This is a genomic window from Fusobacterium sp. DD2, assembly GCF_018205345.1.
In the GTDB taxonomy this organism is placed as follows: domain Bacteria; phylum Fusobacteriota; class Fusobacteriia; order Fusobacteriales; family Fusobacteriaceae; genus Fusobacterium_A.
Genome location: NZ_JADRHM010000027.1, coordinates 1 through 21,235, shown reverse-complemented (window position 1 = coordinate 21,235; position 21,235 = coordinate 1). Strand labels below are relative to the sequence as shown.

Annotated in this window: 22 protein-coding genes and 1 riboswitch; of the genes, 2 read left to right on the top strand and 20 right to left on the bottom strand. The window is 32.1% G+C overall.

Translation table 11 applies throughout. The features are described from left to right. Positions 1–50: 50 nt before the first annotated feature. Positions 51–160: riboswitch (TPP riboswitch) on the bottom strand. A 55-nt stretch (positions 161–215) separates the two neighbouring features. The 17 genes from nth to IX290_RS05730 form a co-directional block, all read right to left on the bottom strand. Next, positions 216–875 carry an endonuclease III gene (gene nth / locus IX290_RS05805; RefSeq protein ID WP_211492268.1) on the bottom strand — a complete coding sequence of 220 codons (660 nt, stop codon included), beginning with the start codon at positions 873–875 and terminating at the stop codon, positions 216–218. Between the two features lie 85 nt (positions 876–960). Further along, a complete protein-coding gene (locus IX290_RS05800) occupies positions 961–1,428 on the bottom strand; it encodes a GNAT family protein (RefSeq protein WP_211492267.1) in 468 nt (155 codons plus the stop codon). 16 nt (positions 1,429–1,444) lie between these two features. Further along, entirely contained in the window at positions 1,445–2,671 is a 1,227-nt protein-coding gene (gene tyrS / locus IX290_RS05795) for a tyrosine--tRNA ligase (RefSeq protein WP_211492266.1), read from the bottom strand. Between the two features lie 411 nt (positions 2,672–3,082). Then, positions 3,083–3,190 (bottom strand): MetS family NSS transporter small subunit, encoded by a 108-nt coding sequence (locus IX290_RS05790; RefSeq protein ID WP_211492265.1) that lies wholly within the window; start codon positions 3,188–3,190, stop codon positions 3,083–3,085. A gap of 9 nt (positions 3,191–3,199) precedes the next feature. Beyond that, positions 3,200–4,708: a sodium-dependent transporter gene (locus IX290_RS05785; protein ID WP_211492264.1), complete on the bottom strand. Its 1,509-nt coding sequence runs from the start codon at positions 4,706–4,708 to the stop codon at positions 3,200–3,202. A gap of 134 nt (positions 4,709–4,842) precedes the next feature. Beyond that, a complete protein-coding gene (locus tag IX290_RS11755) occupies positions 4,843–4,965 on the bottom strand; it encodes a hypothetical protein (protein ID WP_256436454.1) in 123 nt (40 codons plus the stop codon). 291 nt (positions 4,966–5,256) lie between these two features. Beyond that, the gene (locus tag IX290_RS05780) at positions 5,257–5,922 is read right to left on the bottom strand and encodes an HAD family phosphatase (protein WP_211492263.1); all 666 of its coding nucleotides are present in this window, start codon (positions 5,920–5,922) and stop codon (positions 5,257–5,259) included. Between the two features lie 105 nt (positions 5,923–6,027). Next, positions 6,028–6,357: an AzlD domain-containing protein gene (locus tag IX290_RS05775; protein WP_211492262.1), complete on the bottom strand. Its 330-nt coding sequence runs from the start codon at positions 6,355–6,357 to the stop codon at positions 6,028–6,030. Further along, complete coding sequence (locus IX290_RS05770) at positions 6,354–7,061, bottom strand: AzlC family ABC transporter permease (protein WP_211492261.1); 708 nt, start codon at positions 7,059–7,061, stop codon at positions 6,354–6,356. Before IX290_RS05770 ends, IX290_RS05775 begins: the two co-directional genes overlap by 4 nt. A gap of 442 nt (positions 7,062–7,503) precedes the next feature. After that, on the bottom strand, positions 7,504–8,808 hold the full coding sequence (gene eno / locus IX290_RS05765; RefSeq protein WP_211492260.1) for a phosphopyruvate hydratase: 1,305 nt from the start codon (positions 8,806–8,808) through the stop codon (positions 7,504–7,506). Positions 8,809–8,885: 77 nt separating this feature from the next. Continuing rightward, entirely contained in the window at positions 8,886–10,301 is a 1,416-nt protein-coding gene (gene pykF / locus IX290_RS05760) for a pyruvate kinase PykF (protein ID WP_211492259.1), read from the bottom strand. 475 nt (positions 10,302–10,776) lie between these two features. Then, the gene (locus IX290_RS05755) at positions 10,777–11,451 is read right to left on the bottom strand and encodes an N-acetylmannosamine-6-phosphate 2-epimerase (protein WP_211492258.1); all 675 of its coding nucleotides are present in this window, start codon (positions 11,449–11,451) and stop codon (positions 10,777–10,779) included. Between the two features lie 20 nt (positions 11,452–11,471). After that, positions 11,472–11,927 carry a YhcH/YjgK/YiaL family protein gene (locus tag IX290_RS05750; protein WP_211492257.1) on the bottom strand — a complete coding sequence of 152 codons (456 nt, stop codon included), beginning with the start codon at positions 11,925–11,927 and terminating at the stop codon, positions 11,472–11,474. Between the two features lie 90 nt (positions 11,928–12,017). Then, entirely contained in the window at positions 12,018–12,923 is a 906-nt protein-coding gene (locus tag IX290_RS05745; protein ID WP_211492256.1) for an ROK family protein, read from the bottom strand. 88 nt (positions 12,924–13,011) lie between these two features. Beyond that, complete coding sequence (locus IX290_RS05740; RefSeq protein ID WP_211492255.1) at positions 13,012–14,862, bottom strand: TRAP transporter large permease subunit; 1,851 nt, start codon at positions 14,860–14,862, stop codon at positions 13,012–13,014. Positions 14,863–14,904: 42 nt separating this feature from the next. Beyond that, entirely contained in the window at positions 14,905–15,888 is a 984-nt protein-coding gene (locus tag IX290_RS05735; protein ID WP_349290742.1) for a sialic acid TRAP transporter substrate-binding protein SiaP, read from the bottom strand. Positions 15,889–15,919: 31 nt separating this feature from the next. After that, positions 15,920–16,924, bottom strand: a complete 1,005-nt coding sequence (locus tag IX290_RS05730) for a LacI family DNA-binding transcriptional regulator (RefSeq protein ID WP_211492253.1) — start codon at positions 16,922–16,924, stop codon at positions 15,920–15,922. A gap of 322 nt (positions 16,925–17,246) precedes the next feature. On the opposite strand from IX290_RS05730, the gene IX290_RS05725 reads away from it, so the two are divergent. Both IX290_RS05725 and IX290_RS05720 read left to right on the top strand, forming a co-directional pair. Beyond that, positions 17,247–17,576, top strand: coding sequence for a cupin domain-containing protein (locus IX290_RS05725; protein WP_211492252.1), 330 nt, complete (start codon positions 17,247–17,249; stop codon positions 17,574–17,576). A gap of 99 nt (positions 17,577–17,675) precedes the next feature. Then, positions 17,676–18,680: a 2-hydroxyacid dehydrogenase gene (locus tag IX290_RS05720; protein ID WP_211492251.1), complete on the top strand. Its 1,005-nt coding sequence runs from the start codon at positions 17,676–17,678 to the stop codon at positions 18,678–18,680. 59 nt (positions 18,681–18,739) lie between these two features. On the opposite strand, the gene zupT is transcribed toward IX290_RS05720, so the two are convergent. The 3 genes from zupT to IX290_RS05705 form a co-directional block, all read right to left on the bottom strand. Next, positions 18,740–19,543: a zinc transporter ZupT gene (gene zupT, locus IX290_RS05715; protein ID WP_211492250.1), complete on the bottom strand. Its 804-nt coding sequence runs from the start codon at positions 19,541–19,543 to the stop codon at positions 18,740–18,742. Positions 19,544–19,559: 16 nt separating this feature from the next. Next, entirely contained in the window at positions 19,560–20,492 is a 933-nt protein-coding gene (locus IX290_RS05710; RefSeq protein WP_211492249.1) for a hypothetical protein, read from the bottom strand. Positions 20,493–21,008: 516 nt separating this feature from the next. Further along, the coding region (locus tag IX290_RS05705; RefSeq protein ID WP_249168868.1) for a hypothetical protein at positions 21,009–21,235 on the bottom strand (227 nt) is incomplete at its 5' end.

Genomic DNA, 21,235 nt, shown 5'->3' with positions numbered 1-21,235 from the left:
TGCCTCCCAAAAATTATTAGAAATAAAAAAAGTGCTCACCAAATAGGTCAGCACTTGCTCTTAGTTTTTTCCCTACGTTGGCATTATCCAAATCAGGTTAAGGGTCTAAATTACAAAATTTACTCTCAGCCCATTGCAATGAGCTCCCCCTCACTTGTTATCAATTTCCATTATAATTATACTACAATATATATTTTTTTCAATAAAATTAAATATTATTTTTCTTTAGCCTCTTTTTTCTTAAGCTCCTCATAGTGTTTGCACGCCATATTCATTTCGCACTCATTACATTTAGGACGTCTTGCTATACACTTATCTCTTCCCTGTAAAATAATATAGTGGGAAAAATCTATCCACTTATCTTTAGGAACTATTTTCATCAAATCTTTCTCTATCTTTATAGGGTCACTTTCCTTAGTAAGACCTAAAAGGTTAGTTATTCTCTTTACATGGGTATCCACAGTTATACCATCTGCAAGTCCCCATACCTCTCCTCTTACAACGTTAGCTGTCTTCCTTCCAACACCAGCTAACTTTACAAGTTCATCCATATCCTGAGGTATCTTTCCACCATATTGAGATAAAAGCTGCTCACTGCAAAGCTTTATATTCTTAGCCTTATTTCTGAAAAATCCTGTACTTCTTATCATCTCTTCTATCTCTTCCTGAGATAAAGCTGCAAATCCCTCTGGAGTATTCACTTTTTTAAACATCTCCTCTGTAACAATATTTACCCTCACATCTGTACATTGTGCAGAAAGTATTACAGCAACTAAAAGCTCAAAAGGTGTCTTATAGTTCAGTGCACACTTTGGTTTTCCAAATTTTTCCTCCATCTTTTCAAGAACAATTTTTACTCTCTCTTTTTTTGTCATATTTCCTCCTGTATATAGATAATAGCAAAACATCTGCTCTATAATAGATTTACTATTAATAAAGCAGATGTAATTTTTTAAGTATTTAATCTAAAGTTTTTATAAATAGCATGTGCTCTAAACCTTTGTACTCCTCAACTCCATCAAACTGGAATCCAAGATGCTTAAAGGCACTTAGAGATGGTGTGTTCTCCTCTAAAATATATGCTAAAACAATAGAGATCTCTGGATGTCTCATTCTCAATTCATCAATACTTAAATCTATGATTTTTTCACTGTATCCCTTATGTCTTATACCCTCTACAAGATAGACATTTATTGTTGCACACTCTCCATCAATTTCAAATTTGACACATCCATAAAATTCACCTGTCTCAAGATTTGAAACTGTATATAGAAGATAAGCATCTGAATGAATAAGAAACTGATACCACTTCTTATGAGTTTCCCATTGTTTTTCAGGATTATCACAATATTTTTTTACATAGTTGAGATGTATATATCTATATATCTCAGGAATATCATCCTCTACTGTTTCTCTTAATAGGATCAAACTAAATCACCTGTCACTATTTTAAAACTACTCTATATATCTTTTTCTTACCTATTTTAACAACGAATTCTCCATCTTCAAATAGATCTTCTGTTACTTGCATTGCAAAGTCTTTAACTTTTTCATCTTTTACTGTAAGTCCATTTTGAGTTACAAATTTTCTTCCTTCACCTTTAGATTTTATTAATTTATTTTCTAATAATAGATCTAAAAGTTCCATTCCCATTTTTGAAGTTTCAAAATCAATAGCTGGTACATGAGACATATCTCCACCATCGCTAAATGCAGCTTCTGCTCCTTCTTGAGCTTTTCTTGCTTCCTCTTCTCCGTGGATTAATTTAGTAACTTCAAATGCAAGTACTTTTTTAGCTTCGTTGATCTCTTTTCCTTCTAAACTAGCAAGTCTTCTTACTTCGTCCATAGGTAGGAATGTAAGTAGTGCTAAACATTTTTCTACGTCAGCATCATCAACGTTTCTCCAGTATTGATAGAATTCATATGGAGATGTTTTTTCTGGGTCAAGCCATAGAGCACCTTTGGCAGTTTTTCCCATTTTCTTTCCTTCACTATTTGTAAGAAGTGTACATGTCATAGCATATACTTGTTTTTGTTTTTTCTTTCTAACTAGATCTACTCCAGCTATCATGTTAGACCATTGGTCGTCTCCACCTAGTTCCATTACACAACCATATTTGTCGTTAAGTACTAAGAAGTCATATCCTTGCATTAACATATAGTTGAATTCTAAGAAAGAAAGTCCAGCTTCCATTCTAGTTTTGAAACATTCTGCAGCAAGCATTTTGTTTACTGAGAATTGAGAACCAATATCTCTTATAAAATCAATATAGTTCAGTCCTAAAAGCCAGTCAGCATTATTTACAAGTAAAGCCTTTCCATCACTGAAATCTATGAATCTTTCCATTTGTTTTTTAATAGAAGCAACATTATGAGCAATTGTTTCTTTAGTCATCATTTTTCTCATATCTGTTCTTCCACTAGGGTCACCTATCATTGCTGTTCCCCCACCAACTAGGGCAATAGGTCTGTGTCCAAATCTTTGCATATGTGCCATAAACATCATAGCAATAAAGTGTCCTACGTGAAGACTGTCTGCTGTTGGGTCAAACCCTATATAAAATGTGATCTTTTCCTTTCCAAGAAGTTCTCTCATCTCATCTTCGTGAGTAAACTGTTTTAAGTATCCACGATCTAGCAATACATCTAATACATTTCTGTTATCCATATTCTCCCTCTCCGTTATTCCATTTTTTAATATTTTAACATAAAACCATTGGTTTTTAAAGTCTTTTAAAATCAACATCTCTTAATTTTTGTCATAAAATTGTATAGTATACATTATACTAAAAAAAACAAAAAAACGCCACAATTAATTTTTATATTACCATTTTTTTAGTACTTTTTAGCATCAAAAAGGCTGTTGCATTTCAAAATTTATAAAATAAAATTCTTGGCATTAGAGATTCTTTCGTTATTTATGCAGCGAAACAGAATACTGAAAATTTGACTGTTTGAACGAAGTGAGTTTCAAATTTTCTTTCTGTAAGCAAAATAAATAGAAAGAATTGATAGCTAAGAGAATTTTATTTTATACTGATTTGCAACAGCCTCTACTCTCATACTATATAATATAATTTTAAATATTCTCTTTTTCTTTTTTCAATGCTATTCCAATAGATATAAATAGTCCCCCAAAAACTATTATACATCCAAGTGACATCATTGCTATTGCACTGCTTCCCATATGACCCTCCTAAATTCTAATACCTTCTTTTATAACTACTGGTTCTTCCCATTTCTTCTTATAGAAGATTGTTGCACATATAAGCATTGTTGCAACAGTTCCCCATCCAAATACAAGTCCTCCAAAATTAACTTCTGTAACACCTTTTATAAAGTTTGTTACCACTGTAATTCCAAGAAGTGTTGGTGTAACATATTTAAGTAGGAAATCAAACCATTTACCAATTTTAAAATCTGAATGTTCATTTGCAGCAATTCTAATCTTATCTATTCCATAGTATCTGCATACTAAGACTGGTTCTATAAGTCCTAAAGTTGCTATTATATAGTTTCCTACATGGGCATCTACTATATCAAGTATGTAGTTAAAACCTGCATATGTAGAGAAACATGCACTTCCTGTAAGACCTACAAGTGAGATTATTGATACAAGCTTTTCTCTTTTGATATTAAACTTATCAAGTGCTCCTGTTGTAAATGATTCAAGCATTGATAGACTTGATGAAAGTCCTGCTACAAATAGACATAGGAAAAATACAAATCCGATTATTCCCTGAAGCACAGTGTTTGATGTAATAGTTGAAATTGCTATTGGGAATGCTATAAAAGCTATTCCAGCTCCATTACCAAATGAGTTAAAGTCCACACCAAGATTATTTACAAGATATCCCAATGTTGAGAATACTGTAATCCCTGCAATTATATCAAATGAAGCATTTGATAATACTGTTATAAATGAGCTGTTTACTATATCCCATTTTTCAGGAATATATGATCCATAAGCTATCATAACTCCAACTGCCAATGTTGTTGAGAAAAATACCTGTGCATATGCTGCAACCCAGATACTAGGATTTAGTATCTTTTCAAAGTTTGGAGTAAATAGTGCATTAAGACCTATTGCAGCTCCATTTAATCTAACTGAGTTAAACATAAAGATAACCATTAAGATCATAAGAAGTGGAGTAAATATTTTAGAAGCTTTTTCAATTCCTCCTGAAATCCCCTTCTTAACAATTATCCAGTTACCAAACCATACTACAAGTATAAATCCAAGCATATATTTACTGATTCCTGCTCCAAAGTCAAATGGTCCATTGGCACTTCCAACTATCATCCCCATTAACTTTCCAGGATCAGACATCCAGTTTATAAATCCAAAAGCATGTGCAAGTGAATATACCATAAATACCACTGAAACTGATATGATTGTACAATAGAACATCATAACCACAATAGGTATCATTATTTGAACCCATCCAAACCATTCAAATCTCTTCCCCAAGGTCTTGAATGCTTTAGTTGATCCTCCACGGACATTTCTACCTAACTGATACTCAAGTATCATAAGTGGAACTCCGCAAGTGAATATAGCTACGATATATGGAAGGAAAAATGCTCCTCCGCCATTTTTGTATGCCTGAAAAGGAAATCTCCATAGGTTTCCAAGTCCTATTGCAGCTCCAACTGCAGCATAGATAAATCCTTTTCTACTGTTCCACAACTCACGTTTAGCCATGTTATCCTCTCCTTTTTTCTGTTTTTTAAAATAAAAAAAGGCAATCTGCTAGATTGCCTTTAAAATTACTATTTATATAATATATCTCCACGCACTCATGGAAATATACAATCAAAAATCATATTATTTCAGAGTTACATAGATAGAGATATGTTATCAATAGACATAAGCCAACTTCTAACATTTTTTAATCTGCTATTTGTTTTTTCTATGTAGCTCCACCACCAACATTGTAGCATAACGTTAGATTGTCTCATGTTGATAACCTCCTCTTTTTTTATTCTTAGAACAAGTATAGTATAAAAAAACTCATTTGTCAATAGTTAATAACCTTTTAAAAATGAGGCTATTGCATTTGTAAAATTATAAAAATAAAATTCTCTCTGGTATCAATAGTCTCTATTTATTTTGCTCACAGAAAGAAAATCCGAAACTCACTTCGTTCAAACAGTCGTATTTTCAGTATTCTGTTTCGCTACATAAATTACGAAACTATTTCTAATATCGAGAATTTTAATTTTTTACAAACTTCCGATAGACTCATTTTTCTATAAACTATTGAGATTTTTATCAAGATATTCCATCACATCTAAAAGGGAATCAAACTTTCTAGTAGCCAGTTTATCCTCTTCAGGAGTAAAATGAATTGTATCCTCAACTACAAAACATCTTATTCCACCATTGTGAGCAGCAGTAGCACCATTTACAGAATCTTCAATAATTACTGCTTCATCTTTTTCCACTCCCATTTTTTCACAAGCCTTATTAAAAACCTCAGGATCAGGTTTACTTCTTGTTACCTCATCACCAAATACAAAGTCATCAAAATAATCATAAACTCCTGTAAATTTAAGGTTTCTCGTAGCACTCTCTCTTCTCGTTGAAGTTGCAACAACACATTTAAGTCCAACTTTTTTTATAAATTCAAGAAGTTCAACTACACCTTTTTTTAGCTTTACTCCTCCTTCAGCTTTCATAATCTCCCTTTGTTTATCTCTTTTTCTTTCAATTATCTCTTTAGCCATATCAAGACCGTATCTTTTAGCTAAAATCTCAGTAGTTCTTGCATAATTCCCACCTTTGATTTCTCTTAAATCCTCATCTGTAAGCCCCAGATTCATCTCATCACTAATTGCAAACCATGCCATATTAGCAAGTCTTTCACTGTCTAAAATAACTCCATCCATATCAAAAATCACTAATCTCAAACTCATAATTTCACTCCATTTGTTAAATATATATTTCCATATAATTTTACCACTATAACAGTGTAAAGACAACTTTGGTGTAAATAAAAAAGAGAAACCATAAGGTCTCTCTTAACTTAAAAAACAATGAACCATTGTTACATATGCTATTGTTCCACCTGCTATACTTAAAAGCATATTTCTCTTGTATATGTGAAGCCCTATAACAATTGCACTGGCTATAAATTTGCATATTACACCTTTAGGATCTGCAAAGGATATATCTTTATATGAATATACAACTAAAAGCCCCATTACAGCAAAAGGAAGAACTCTTCCTAAATATTTTACAAAATCTGGTATTTTCTCTGGATCTGGAAAAAGTATAAAAGATATACATCTTGTAAGTACAGTTCCAAATACAGCAAGACCAATAGTTATAGCTATCTGATATTGTGTCATCTATAGATCCTCTCCCTTTTTCTTAAAATAGCAAATACTACAAGCATCAATGCCATAGCTGGTACAACGAAATAATCCGGTCTAGGCAGAATGTTTCTAAAAATCAAAAATGAGATTATAGAGCATATAAGCCCTGCAATAGCTGGTGTATGATTTTTTTGAGTAAGCCATTGTTCCATAAATATAACTAAGAACAGTGCTGTTAATACAAAATCCAGTCCCTTTATCTGTATAGAGATAAAGTTGCTAAGTATTGCACCTATTGTAGCTCCACCTACCCAATAGATGTAGTTAAGCCATGTAATATGCAGCATAAACCACCCCTTATCTATATGTGGTGGCAATTTTACATCACAGTTGATGGAAAAACTCTCATCACAAAGTCCAAATATCAGAATATATTTCTTCCATCCTGTATTTTTAAACTTATCTAACATTGAAAGTCCATAAAATATATGCCTTGCATTTACCATCACTGTAAGAAAAAATATAAGCATTGGATTAAATGGAGAACGTAATATCTCCACAAATAAAAATTCAAGTGAACCTGCAAATACTGCAGCACTTGTTACAATTGGATAGATCATTGGAAATCCTGCTTCCCTCATGATAAATCCGTAAGACATCCCTAAAAATAAAAAACCTGCCAAAATTGGTATTGTTCTTGGAAAAGCTAATTTTAAAGCTTCTTTACATCTTGACATAACTTTTTTCTCCTTATTTTCTTCATATTGTTGTAGATACCGATTAGAATTTTACTACAATTTCTATAATTATGTCAATTTATTTATAATATTTTTATTTTAAATACTATTTTTTTAGTACAAACTTCCTTTAAAAGATGCTTTTTTCCTTTGACAATACTATATAAAAGAAGTATAATATCTATACAATCGTATAAGGATTGGGGGTTCATACATTTCCTTTACCTTGACGGAAGGGTTAGAAAAGTTCGTCCTAGCGAAAATGTGTTACCGTTTTTTGAAAATTTTCGGTAGACCCTAGCTTGGGAGAGTATCTTCGTGACGTAAACAAGTTAAAAATTTTCAGATTAAGAGGTATTGTAATAATTTTACTTTACCTCTTTTTCTTTTTTAGATAATAAAAAAAGCTCCCTTCAAATGAGGGGAGCTTTAATTTACTCAACTATTTTTTTATGTTATAGAATACGTTAATTCCGTTGTATTGAGCCATTGATCCTAATTCTTCTTCAATTCTTAATAATTGGTTATATTTAGCCATTCTGTCAGTTCTTGAAGTTGAACCAGTTTTGATTTGTCCTGCATTTGTTGCAACAGCGATATCAGCTATTGTAGCATCTTCAGTTTCTCCAGATCTGTGAGAAACTACTGCAGTCATTCCAGCTCTTTTTGCCATTTCGATAGCATCTAAAGTTTCAGTTAAAGTACCGATTTGGTTAAGTTTGATTAAGATTGAGTTTCCAGCTTTTAATTCGATTCCTTTTTTAAGTCTAGCTGTGTTAGTTACGAATAAGTCGTCTCCAACTATTTGAACTTTATCTCCGATTTTAGCTGTTAGTAATTGCCATCCAGCCCAGTCGTCTTCTCCTAATCCATCTTCTATTGATTTAATTGGGTATTTTTCAACAAGTTTAGCATACCATTCTACCATTTCTTCAGAAGATCTTACTACTCCACCTTCTCTTTTGAAGTGGTATTCGAATTTTCCGTCTTTTTCTTCGCAGAATTCACTTGAAGCAGCGTCAATAGCGAAAGTTACGTCTTTTCCTGGTTCATATCCTGCAGCTTTGATAGCTTCCATGATTAGGTCAAGAGCTCCTTCTGTACCATTGATTTTTGCTGGAGCATATCCACCTTCGTTTCCTACGTTAGTAGAATCTCCCATTTTCTTTAATAATTTTCCTAAGTGATGGAATACTTCGCATCCCATTCTCATAGCTTCTGCAAATGTTTTTGCTCCTACTGGTTGGATCATGAATTCTTGTACGTCAACTGCAGAGTCAGCGTGAGATCCTCCGTTTAGGATGTTCATCATAGGTAGAGGTAATTCTTTAGCGTTTACTCCTCCTAAGTATTTATATAGAGGCATTCCTAATGCTTGAGCTGCTGCTTTAGCTACTGCTAAAGATACACCAAGTATAGCGTTTGCTCCTAATCTTCCTTTATTTGGAGTTCCATCTAATTCTATCATAGCTGTATCTATTGCAACTTGGTCAATAGCGTCCATTCCTAAGATAGCTTCTTTTATTTCAGTATTAACGTGGTTAACTGCTTTTAAAACTCCTTTTCCTAAGAATCTTGATTTGTCTCCATCTCTTAATTCTACAGCTTCATAAGCTCCTGTTGATGCTCCTGATGGAACTGCTGCTCTTCCCATTGCTCCACATTCTAGCATAACATCTACTTCAACTGTTGGATTTCCTCTTGAATCAAGTATTTCTCTAGCTACTACATCGACTATTCTTGTCATCTAAAAAACCTCCTAAGTGTTTTTGTTTATTAATAATTATATCACAATTTATTATCTTTTTAATATATTTTAACCAATTATTCTTTTACTCTTATAACTTTAACTGAGTTTGTAGTTCCTTTTTGGAATATCTTTTCTCCACAAGTTGCTACTACGATATCTCCTGGTTCAGCAAGTCCTAAATCAACTGAAATCTTTTCAGCTAATTTAAAGAATGATTCTAATGTTTCAATGTTTTTATCACAGTAAGGTACAACACCTCTTAAGATTGACATTTGGTTAGCTGATATTTCATCATTAGTAATTCCAAGTATAGTTGCTTGTGGGAAGTATCTTCTCATATCTCTTACAGCTCTTCCTGATTGAGTTGCAACAGCTATTACTTTTGCTCCTAATTCTTCACTTACGTCAGCAGTTCCTTTTGCCACTGCAGAAGTTATTGTAGCTTTACGTTTGCTGAAGTTTCTTTGAACTTCTACTAATGGATCCATTTTTTCTGCAACATGAACCATTACAGTTACAGCTTCTACTGGATATTTACCTTTAGCTGATTCTCCTGATAACATTACACAGTCAGTACCGTCTAATATAGCATTTGCTACGTCGTTTACTTCTGCTCTTGTTGGTCTAGGATTTTTGATCATAGAGTCAAGCATTTGAGTAGCTGTAATAACTACTTTTCCTACTTCATTACATCTCTTAATCATCATTTTTTGAGCTACTGGTACAGCTTCAAGTGGGATTTCTACTCCAAGGTCTCCTCTTGCAACCATGATACCATCAGATGCTGCTAGGATTTCTTCGAAGTTATTTAATCCTTCTCTATTTTCTATTTTAGAAATGATTTTTACTCTCTTTCCACCATTTTCATCTAGTACTCTTCTTACTTCTCTTACGTCATCAGCTTTTCTTATAAATGAAGCTGCAACATAATCTATTCCTTGTTCACAACCAAATTTAAGGTCGCTAATATCTTTGTCTGCAAGTGCTGGAAGATTTACGTTTACATTTGGAAGGTTAACTCCTTTGTTTTCTCCTAAATCTCCACTATTTTGTGCAATACATTTTACTTCGTTTCCTTTGATTTCTTTAACTGTAAATGCAAGTAGACCGTCATCTATAAGAACTGTATCTCCAACTTTTAAGTCACGAGCAAATCCTTCATAAGTAACTGCTACTCTCTCTTTATTTCCTATAACTGATTTGTCAGTTGTTATTGTAAATTCTTGTCCTGCATCGATAGATACATCTTGACCACCTTCAAGTTTTATAGTTCTGATTTCTGGTCCTTTAGTATCTAGTAATAAAGCCGCTCTTATTCCAGTTTCCTTTTGAGCTTGTCTGAAGTTAATTATTCTATTTCCGTGCTCTACGTAGTCACCATGAGAGAAGTTTAATCTCATCATGTTCATTCCTGTCTTTAAAAGTGTCTTTAACATTTCCACTGATTCTGTTCTAGGTCCAATTGTACAAACTATTTTAGTTTTTTTCAATATCCTCACCTCAAATAAATATTATCTAAATTGTTTCGTAGTTTACACAGTTTTTAAAAATATACCCTTACCCAATAATTAACCTTTTAGTATAAACTTACCTATATTGAATTCTATACCAATGTAAATATTTTATCAAGAAAATTAACGTATAGTTTTTAACCTTTTTATGAGTACTTTTTGACTTTAGGTAAAATTAGTTTTTTATTTTCAATATTGGTATAAAGTCAAATAATTCAAAGGTGGTATAAGGTATTAATTTTTTGTAAAAACCTCTGATAAACTTACTAAAAATTTAATATCAATAAAAATTATCCACTTGTATTTGAAAAAATCATAAAACCAAGAGTGATTTTTTTGAATACAATTAACAAATGTTCACTCAAATCTCATTATATAAAAACACCCCTTTGAAACAAATTTTGTATCACCAGGGGTGCTGATATCATTATTATATCAGAATATGTTCAAAAATTTACTTTGACATCTCTGTTACGAATTTCTTTGTTATCTGTTGAGGTCTTGTTATAGCTCCTCCTACAACTACTGCAAAAGCTCCTAATTCAAGTGCTTTTCTTGCTTTAGCTGGAGTATCAAGATTTCCCTCACCAATTACAGGTATAGTTACTGCTTTAACTACCTTTTCTAACTCTGTTAAAGGGTCATTTCCCTTAGTGTAACTTGTATATCCAACAAGTGTAGTTCCTACGATGTCAAATCCAACCCTTTGAGCTTCTACGGCTTCCTCTACACATGAGATATCTGCCATAAAAACCTGATCTGGATACTTAGACTTTGCTTCTTTCATTAGATCTTCAAGCTTACGACCATCTGGTCTCTCTCTTTTAGTACCATCTATAGCAATTACATCTACACCTTCAGCTGCTAATGCATCTATCTCTTTCATTGTTGGTGTAATGTATACCTGGTTATCACCATATTGCTCTTTTATTATTCCTATTATTGGAAGTTTAACATTCTTTTTAATCTCCTGAATATCAACAACTGTGTTAGCCCTTATTCCAGAAGCTCCTCCTACAAGTGCTGCATATGCCATTCTTCCCATAATAAATGAACTGTGTAATGGTTCATCAGGTAATGCCTGACAAGAAACAATAAGTTTTCCTTTTACTTCATTTAGTCTATTCATAATATTATACCTTCCTAATCTTATTTTGCCAATACTTTAAATATTACTTTCTTAATAGTCTCTGGATTTACACCATATTTTATAAGTGCCATATGTGGCTCTCCTGGGAATAGTGCTAAGAATCTTGTGTTATCAAGATGGATGTGCATCTTAGTCTTTCCTTGAGCAATTTCACAATCTCCAGCTTCATCATATGCTTTAGTTACTTTTACATCATCAGTATATCCAATTACTTCGTCTCCTTCTAAAACTACATGGATATCTATATATTTTTTATGAGTTTCATAGAATCCATCTTCCTCAGCTTTAGTTTTTGGAGCATCAGGGCAATTGAAATAAATTACATCTCCATCTATAACGTTTTTCCCAACTTTTGGATTTTTATATTTTCCTGCAGCTATAAAATCTATAGCTTTATCCAACTCTTCTGATATTCCCTTATATGTTTTAATATCCTTAATTTCTCCGTATATCATCTCATTCACCCTCTTAAAGTTTTTAATACTTTCATTCTAAAAAATATACCTTTTTATACTCTTTGTCAAAGTTTTTTTACTGAAATTTACTTATATTTTACCAATCTTTTTAAGTAAAAGATACTCTGCTCCAAGCATACCGGCATTATTTCCAAGTTCTGCAAATTTTACTTTCAGATTTTTCTTATAATTTTCTCCAAGTTTTCCATCTAGACTTTTTAATACTCTATTTAAAAGATAATCACCTTGCTTTGTAACTCCACCACCTATCACTATAAGTGAAGGGTTAAATATATATGCAATAGTGCTAAGTCCATCAGTAAAATAATCAATCCATCTGTCAACTATCTTTCTTATCTTTTCATCTCCAGATTTTTCAAGGTCAAAAATCTCTTTTCCATTGAGCTCTTTTCCTGTTTCCTCTTTCACCATTCTAACAAGTGCAGTAGCTGATGCATATCTTTCAAAGCATCCTTTTTTACCACAAAGACATTCCACTCCATCTTTTACTATTTGAATATGTCCAAACTCTCCAGCAACACATGTATCACCTCTAAAGATATCATCATTTAATATGATACCTCCACCAATACCTGTTCCAATAGTAAGGCAGATAAAGTTTTTAGCACCTTTTCCAGCACCTATCCACTTTTCTCCCAATGCTGCACAGTTAACATCATTTTCAAGAACTGCTGGAAGATTATATTTATTTTCCAGTCTTTCTACCAGATTTGTTCCAATCCATCCAGGTATAATTGGATTTCCTCCAATTACTTTACCTATGCTTCCATCTATCTGTCCAGTTCCTGATACAGCAATTCCTAAAATCTCTGATGATAGATTTTCATCAATTACTTTACAAATATTATTAAAAAGATTTTCTACTCCTTTTGAGCAGTCTGTAGGGAACTCCCCTGTTGAAAGGATAGTTCCATTTTCTCTTAGAAGTCCATACTTTACAGCAGTACCTCCAATATCAATTCCAATTACTTTCATTTCTTCCTCCATATAATACCCATATCCTATAATAGATTGAGAGAGTGAACGTATCCACTCTCTCTTTATCTTAACATATTTTACTCTTTTATCCCATTATTAAGTTTGGAAGGAATGTTATTATTGATGGGAATATAGTAATTGTAACTAGAGTTAAGAATATAGGTATCAAGAATGGTAATACCCCTTTGGTTACCGTACTAACTGGCATTTTACCTACTTGTGCAACTACAAATAGTGCCATTCCCATAGGTGGAGTTAAGATTCCAATCATCATATTAAGAGTTGTCATTACTCCAAAGAATATCAAGTCTATTCCAACATTTGCCGCTACTGGTATAAGCATTGGCAGTACTAAGAATTGAAGTGCTAATGCATCTATAAACATTCCTAAGAATAGTAGAAGTGCATTAATCATTATAAGTACTGTAAGCTTAGAGTCAGCAAAGTGCATAAATCCATGAGCTATCTTCATAGCTATCTGTTCTCTTGCTATCATATCTCCAAAGAATGTAACAGTTATAATCATAAGAACTGTAACACCACTGATTGCCATTGCTTCAACACAGTGTTTGAAGAAAGATGTAAGAGTAAGTTCTTTATAGATAAATGCTCCTAAAATTACTGAATACATAGCTGCAACAACAGCTGCTTCAGTAGGAGTAAATAGTCCTGAGAAAATTCCTCCAATTATTATAACAGGTGTAAGTAGTGCCCAGAAAGATTCTTTAAATGCGTGTACCTGCTCTTTAAAAGTACATTTCTTAGCCTTTCTATAACCTCTTTTTTTACATATAAAATAGTTCATTATCATTAGAGCTATTGTAGTTAAAACACCTGGAACAAATCCAGCCAGGAATAGTTTTGCTATTGACTGGTTTGCAATAACTCCATATATAATCATACTGATACTAGGTGGAACAAGTGGTCCTATGATACATGAAGCTGCAGTGATACCTCCACAAAGGTCATCATCATAACCTTCATCTCTCATAGCTTTTATCTCAAGTTGTCCAAGTCCTCCAGCATCTGCTATAGCTGAACCAGACATTCCTGAGAATATTAGGGAAGCTGCTACGTTAACGTGTCCCATACCTCCAGTATAGTGACCAAGTAAAGCTTTTGCAAAGTTAAATATTCTCTCTGTGATACCTGAACCATTCATAAGTATTCCAGTAAGGATAAAGAATGGCACACTTAACAAGCTGAAACTGTTTAAACTGTCTATTAGTTTTGCTGAAGCAAAGTACACTACATTCCATCTTCCTAACGAGAAGTAGAAAAGTGTTGCTGCCATTAGTGACCAACCTACAGGTACTCCAGCAAATATCATTACAAGCCATACTGCAATTGTTACAAATCCTGCATATTGTGCAATATGAATATAGTTAGAAAGTCTTAAAACATCAAATAATTTAGGGTTAACAGCAAGTATAGCAACTATGGCTATAAATGCTATTACGAAAAATATAGGTTTTATTAGAACTTTTCCATTTTCATAGTTCTCTTTATATGCCTGATAGAAACGATAAATCATAAGTATTGCAACAACTGGCATTGCTAAATACATCCATCCACTAGATATCTTAAGTGATACAAGTTCAAATATCCATTTTTTCTTGTATAAAATATTTCCTAAATATCCCATAAATATTATACAGATAAATATTATAATTTGAGATATTGTAAAAACAACTTTTTGCACCTTAGGTGAGAATCTTGTAAATAGGAAATCTATAAGTACATGTGACTGACTTCTTATTCCCATACTGATTCCTAGCATCCCAACGTAAACAAATATCAAACCTGCAAGTTCCTCACTCCAAGTCAGAGGGCTTCTAAATACCTGTCTTGCAAGTATTTGTAATACAAGGATGACAAACATCCCCATAAACAGAGTTCCTCCGATCCACTCTTCTAACTTATCAATAATTTTCATACTTACTCCCTTATTCCTTCTGTCCTTCTATAATTTCTGCTACTATCTAACAGAGTTTATTTCTTTTATTGCTTCTTCTCCAACTTTTCCATTTTTCTTAATGTATTCATCGTAAACTGGTTGCATTGCAGCTTTAAATTCATCAGTATTTGGTTCAGTGATTGTTACACCGTGGTCTTGGAAGAATTGTTTTAAATTAGCTTCTTCTGTAACAAATAGATTTGTATGATATTTAGCTGCGTCAACTGCTGCATCTTTAACTACTTTTCTTAATTCTGGTGTTAATCTATCCATAGTATCATTTGACGCTAAGTATAATTGGTCATTTATAATATGGTTAGTCATTGCAAGGTATGGTTGTACCTCATAGAATTTTTGAGCTCTGATTGCTGATAATGGATTTTCTTGTCCATCAACAGAGTGAGTTTGTAATGCTAAGTATACTTCTGAGAATGCCATAGGTGTAGGTGATGCTCCTGAGTATTTAGCATAGTTAAGGTTAGCTGGTGCTGTAGGAACTCTTAATTTTAATCCTTCCATATCTTTTATAGAGTTGATAGCTTTGTTTGAAGTAGTTTCTCTAGTTCCGTTATAACCTTGAGCTAAAATAGTGATTCCTAATTCGTTGTAGATTCTTTCCATTAATTTTTTACCGAATTCTGTGTCCCAAGTAGCTCTTTGCATGTGTTGGAAATCTTTCATCATGTAAGGTAATGTGTAAGCTTCAGCTTCTGGGAAGAATATTGAGAATCTTCCAAGTTCAGCAAATGTAAAATCTAGTGCTCCACCTTCAAGTTGTTCAATCATACTTCTGTCGTCTCCTAATTGTCCACTTGGGAAAATAGCGATTTCGATTTTTCCATTTGATTTGTCTTTAACCTCTTTTGCGAAGTATTCAGCTGCTTTGTATTCATTTGAAGATGTTCCTGCAACCATTCCCATTTTCAAATTGTATTCAGCAGCAAATGCAGCGGTAGTCATTACCCCAAATAAAATTCCTAATCCGATTAAACTTTTTTTCATAATTGAACCTCCTACGTTTTAATTTATTCCTGTCTTAGTCTTCCATGTTTTCGTTAAAAATGATTCTTGATTTTGATATATCCCAAACACTATCAAGGTTCTTTTCCTTGTATAGTATTTCAAACATTTTCTTTCCTGCACTGTATCCCTCAGAAGAAATCTCCTCCATAACAGTGGCAGTTATGATTCTTTTTTTCAGTAGATTTTTTATAATTCTACCTATTCCATTTGTAACAATCTTTTTCCCATTAAGAGTTTTCTTTGGAAGTTTCTCCAAAATATCATGGGCATATCTATTTATGTAAATTCCTTTTATATCATCATTTTCACAAGCATTATGTATGAGCTCAATACTGCTTTCTATTCCATTTCCATTTATCGGTCCAATAACCTTGATGTCTGTCTCTTTTATTCTATTTAAAAATCCATTTAAATAAGCCTTAGATGAAACTTTGTCATCTCCATTATCTATAACTAGCAGCTTTTCTCCTGAACGTAAAAGTGTTGCCATTATTCCAGCAGCAATCTTACCCTGTTTTTCATGGTCAGGTCCCACGTGAGGCACATGTTCATGTAATCCAATTCCCAAAGATATAACCTTAATCTTTGAAAGATGTGGTTTTAATACCTCGTATATTTTATCTCTATCAAGTGGTGTAATAATAATTCCATCCAGCTCTTTTCTTTTTAATACTTTCTGCAACAATTTGACTTGAGCTTCAGGATTATTAATATCTGTTGTCTGTATATCCAGGTTATAGTTATATGGTTTAAACTCTTTTCCAGCTTCCTCTATACCTCTTTTTATCTCCTGAGTATAAAACTGATTTTTTGACTCTACTACCAGAGCACATACTTTTTTCTTTTTCTTTCCAGCTAGAGAGCTTCCAATGTAATTCTTTTCATAGTTTGTTTCCTTAACCAATTCAAGTATTTTATCTTTAGTCTCTTTCTTGATTAATGAACTACCATTTATAGCTCTAGCTACTGTAGTTCTACTAACTCCAAGCCTTTCAGCTATCTCTTTTTGTGTTATCATAATTTACCTCTTTTCTTTTATGGTCACGTGTTCATTAATTAATAATAATATATCCTTTTTTTTAAGTTTTGTCAATAGCATAGTTGAAATTAATATATTGTTTTAGAACAAAAAGAACTTAAACTACCTTTTTTTTACTAATAAAAAATATGATTTTTATCTTTTTTAACCTCTATCCTGTTGACATTTTTTAGGCAAATTATATGTAAAAATTAAAGTGGATAATTATTATAAAGTTTTCTCTTTCCGTAACATATGTTACCTGAAATTTTACTTTTTTTTGCTATTATATAACTATCAAAGAATGGAAAGGTGATTAAAAATGACTAATATTAAAAATTTAGAATTAGAAAAAATATTTGATTTAAAAGAAAAAATTAATTATATTCCCAATGACTACTCAATGAAACTTATAGCTCAAAGAGAAAGTGTAGTTCTTGCTCTTTTATCTCTTGATAAAGATGTTATTATTCCAGAACACAGTACAACTGGTGAAGCTTTTATAACAGTTTTAGAAGGAGAGGGTATTTTTAATTTAAATGGTACAGAGTATCACTTAGAACCAAGTAAAAGTATTATTATTCCTGCTAACATGCAACATAGTGTAAAAGCTTTAACAAAATTAAAATTTCTTCTAAACATCATAAAATAATTTTTTATCCATATTCTTTACTAAAAAAGTAAATAATTATTTATTGTTTTTTCTATCTATGATAAAATAAATCAGCAAAATATTTACAAGGAGGTTTATATGAAAAAAACTAAAATTCTATTTTATGACATGAAAGATTATGATATTGACTTCTTCTCTCAATATGGAGAAAAGTACAACTTTGAAATGAAGTTTTTAAAAGTAAAACTTTCTGAAGAGACTGCATATCTTTCAAAGGGATTTGATGTGGTATCAGCATTTACAAATGATGATATTGGAAAGGCAACAATTGATCTATTAGCTCAAAATGGTATCAAGCTGTTAGCTATGAGATGTGCCGGGTTTAACAATATCTCCTTAAAGGATATCAAGGGGAGATTTCAGGTAGTAAGAGTTCCTGCCTACTCTCCATATTCAATAGCTGAATATACAGTTGGAATGATACTTGCAGTAAATAGAAAGATACATAAAGCATATATCCGTACAAGAGAGGGAAATTTCTCAATAAATGGTCTTATGGGATTTGATATGTACAAGAAAACAGTAGGTATCATTGGTGCTGGAAAAATTGCCCAGATTCTTATTAAAATACTAAAAGGTTTTGGTACAAGAGTAATTGCATATGACCCATATCCTAATTATGATGTGGCAAAAGAGCTTGGATTTGAATTTGTAGATCTGGATACTCTCTATAGAGAGTCTGATATTATATCCCTTAACTGCCCTTTGACTCCACAGACAAAATACCTTATTAACAGAACTTCTATGAATAAGATGAAAGATGGAGTAATAATAGTAAATACAGGTAGGGGAATGTTAATAGATTCAGTAGATTTAGTTGAAGCATTAAAAGATAAGAAGATAGGTGCAGCTGCCCTTGATGTATATGAAGAGGAAGAGGATTACTTCTTTGAGGATAAATCAAGCCAGGTAATTCAGGATGATATTTTAGGAAGACTGCTTTCTTTCCACAATGTTCTTATCACTTCTCACCAGGCATTTTTCACACGTGAGGCAGTAGAGTCTATAACTAAAACAACTCTTGAAAATATTCAGGATTTTGTAGATGGAAAACCTCTTAAAAATCTTGTTCCTCAGGAATAGACAATAGAATAGATAATAAAAAAACTTCTCAAAGATTTAACTAAGAGAAGTTTTTTTATTTATATAAATATCATTGTCATTGCCATTACAAACATTCCTGCTACAAGTGAGTAAGTTCCAATATGGTTATCACTTTCCTGAGCTGATGGAATAAGTTCGTCAAGAGCTATATATACCATGATACCAGCAACTATAGCAAGTATCACTCCAAATATTCTGTCATCTAAATAATTATGCAGTGCCCAATACCCAATAAGAGCTCCAGTTGGTTCTGAAAGTCCAGAAAGTAGTGCTGCTCCAAAGGCTTTCTTTTTACAACCTGTTCCATAGTATATAGGTGCTGATACAGCTATTCCCACTGCTACATTGTGAATTGCTATGGCGATTGCAACAGATATCCCTAATCTTGTATCTTTAAGAGCTGAAGTAAAAATTGCAAATCCCTCAGGAAAATTATGTATAGCAATTGCTATTGCTGTCATTATTCCCATTCTATACATTGATTTGCTATGGTGTTCTTCATGCTGGTGCTCTTCCTCTTCTCCGTGGTGATGTCCATGGTGGTTGTGAGGAAGACATACCTTTTCTACAAATAGCATAAAAGCTATTCCACCGAAAAATGCTCCACTTCCAAGAAGTGACCCGTTCTTAGTGCCAAATATCTCTCCTAATCCCTCTATTGATTCTGGCAGGATTTCAACAAAGGCTGCATAAAGCATAACCCCTGCTGCAAAACCAACAGACCCTGCAAAGAAGTTTTTACTTTTTCTCTCTCCTATAAAGCCTAAAAGCCCTCCTGCTCCCATTGCCAAACCTGCAAAAAGTGTGAGTATAAAGGCGATAATAAAATTTTCTGTCTCCATTTTTTTGCCTCTTTTTTTATTTACTAATATCACTTAAAAAATTGCGTATATTTTTTTGTATCTCTTTTACCCTCTCATTTATCTCTTTGTTTTTTTCTACAGTATTTAGATTAATAACGATTTCTTCTAACTTTTTATCTTGTTTCATTTGCTCAAATAAATCTGTATATGATAGTCTTATGCTACCTCCTTCCCATCTATTCAAAACTTTAAACAGTTTCTCGCCTTTTTCTTCTTTTCCTATCTTTAATAAACTTTCTACAAAATCTTTTCCATGAAAAAATAAAACTTTCATTTGATAACCACGCTTAAATAAAACAATTATATCTATATTACCATAAATTGACATAAATATATCTTCAAAATTCTTCAGGAATATATCCATTTTTTTATTTTTCATTAGTGGATCATATAAATTTGCGATTAATTTCTTCCTTGAACCTAAGCGCTTTCTTTCTGTTAAATCCTCATCATTAATACCTGTTCCTTTTAATAAAGCAGTTATAGAAACTGCACCAATACTTAATTCATATTTATATTTCTTATCTTCACATAATAAATTAATGTTAAATAATTTTCCTTTTAATGTTTTTAAAGATACCTTATATCCGTCAAAATCAACATCTGGTTTAAATATCTTATTTGTTTTTAACGTCTTATCTCCTTTTTTTTCATCATTTATTTTAACTGCTTTATGGCCTATAACTTTCCCTTTAAATATGCCTGCCATTATTTTTTCAAAGATTATTCCACTAGTTGAATCTAGCCTCATTTCTTTATTAGTCAAAAATTTATAAAATATCAAACCAAGTAATACAAATCTACGTTCATTATCTTCTATTCCCTTTTTTAATTTTTTAAAAAAAGCAATAATATCATCTAATCTTTTAGGGGGAACTTCAATTTTAGATAATATACTTAAATTATCAATAAGAAATTCATTAAACATATGTAATTCTACCTCCTTATATTATATCACCTTTGTCAAGTTATTCATATTTTTTCTATATCTGTTTCTTACCAAATAATCCACCTTTATCTCTCTTTTTAGCTTTCTAGCTGTTCTTAATAAAAAATTCTTTTTCAAACTTGGATTTTAAAACTAAATTTCATAAACTATCCTCCTCACTTTTTCATAAAACTTTTGAAGTACAATGCACTTATGAATGTATTATAATATATTTATCTATAAATATCAATAGATAAATATAATTTAAAATAACAAATTTAAAAATACCTTAAAAAAGGCTGGTGCATCTCTAAAACTGTAAAAATAAAATTCTCAGCATTAGAAATAGTTCCGTAATTTATGCAGCGAAACAGAATACTGAAAATCCGACTGTCTGAACGTAGTGAGTTTCGGATTTTCTTTCTGTAAGCAAAATAAATAGAAACTATTTATAGCTAAGAGAATTTTATTTTTTACAAATTTGCACCAGCCTCTCATAATAGTAATTTAATTATTTTATTTAAAAATCTTAAAGATATCAAAGGTCAGTTTATTATATATTTTATTATATATGGCTTTTTTAGGATCTTTAATTATCCCTGTACCCTTTTTTCCATAAAATGGTACCACTGCTTTCTTTATCTCTCTTTTTAACTTTCCAGTTGTCCTTGCAGATAAACTCTTTTTCAAACTGGGTTTTCTAAAACCAAATTTCATAAAACTATCCCCCCTCAGTTTTACAG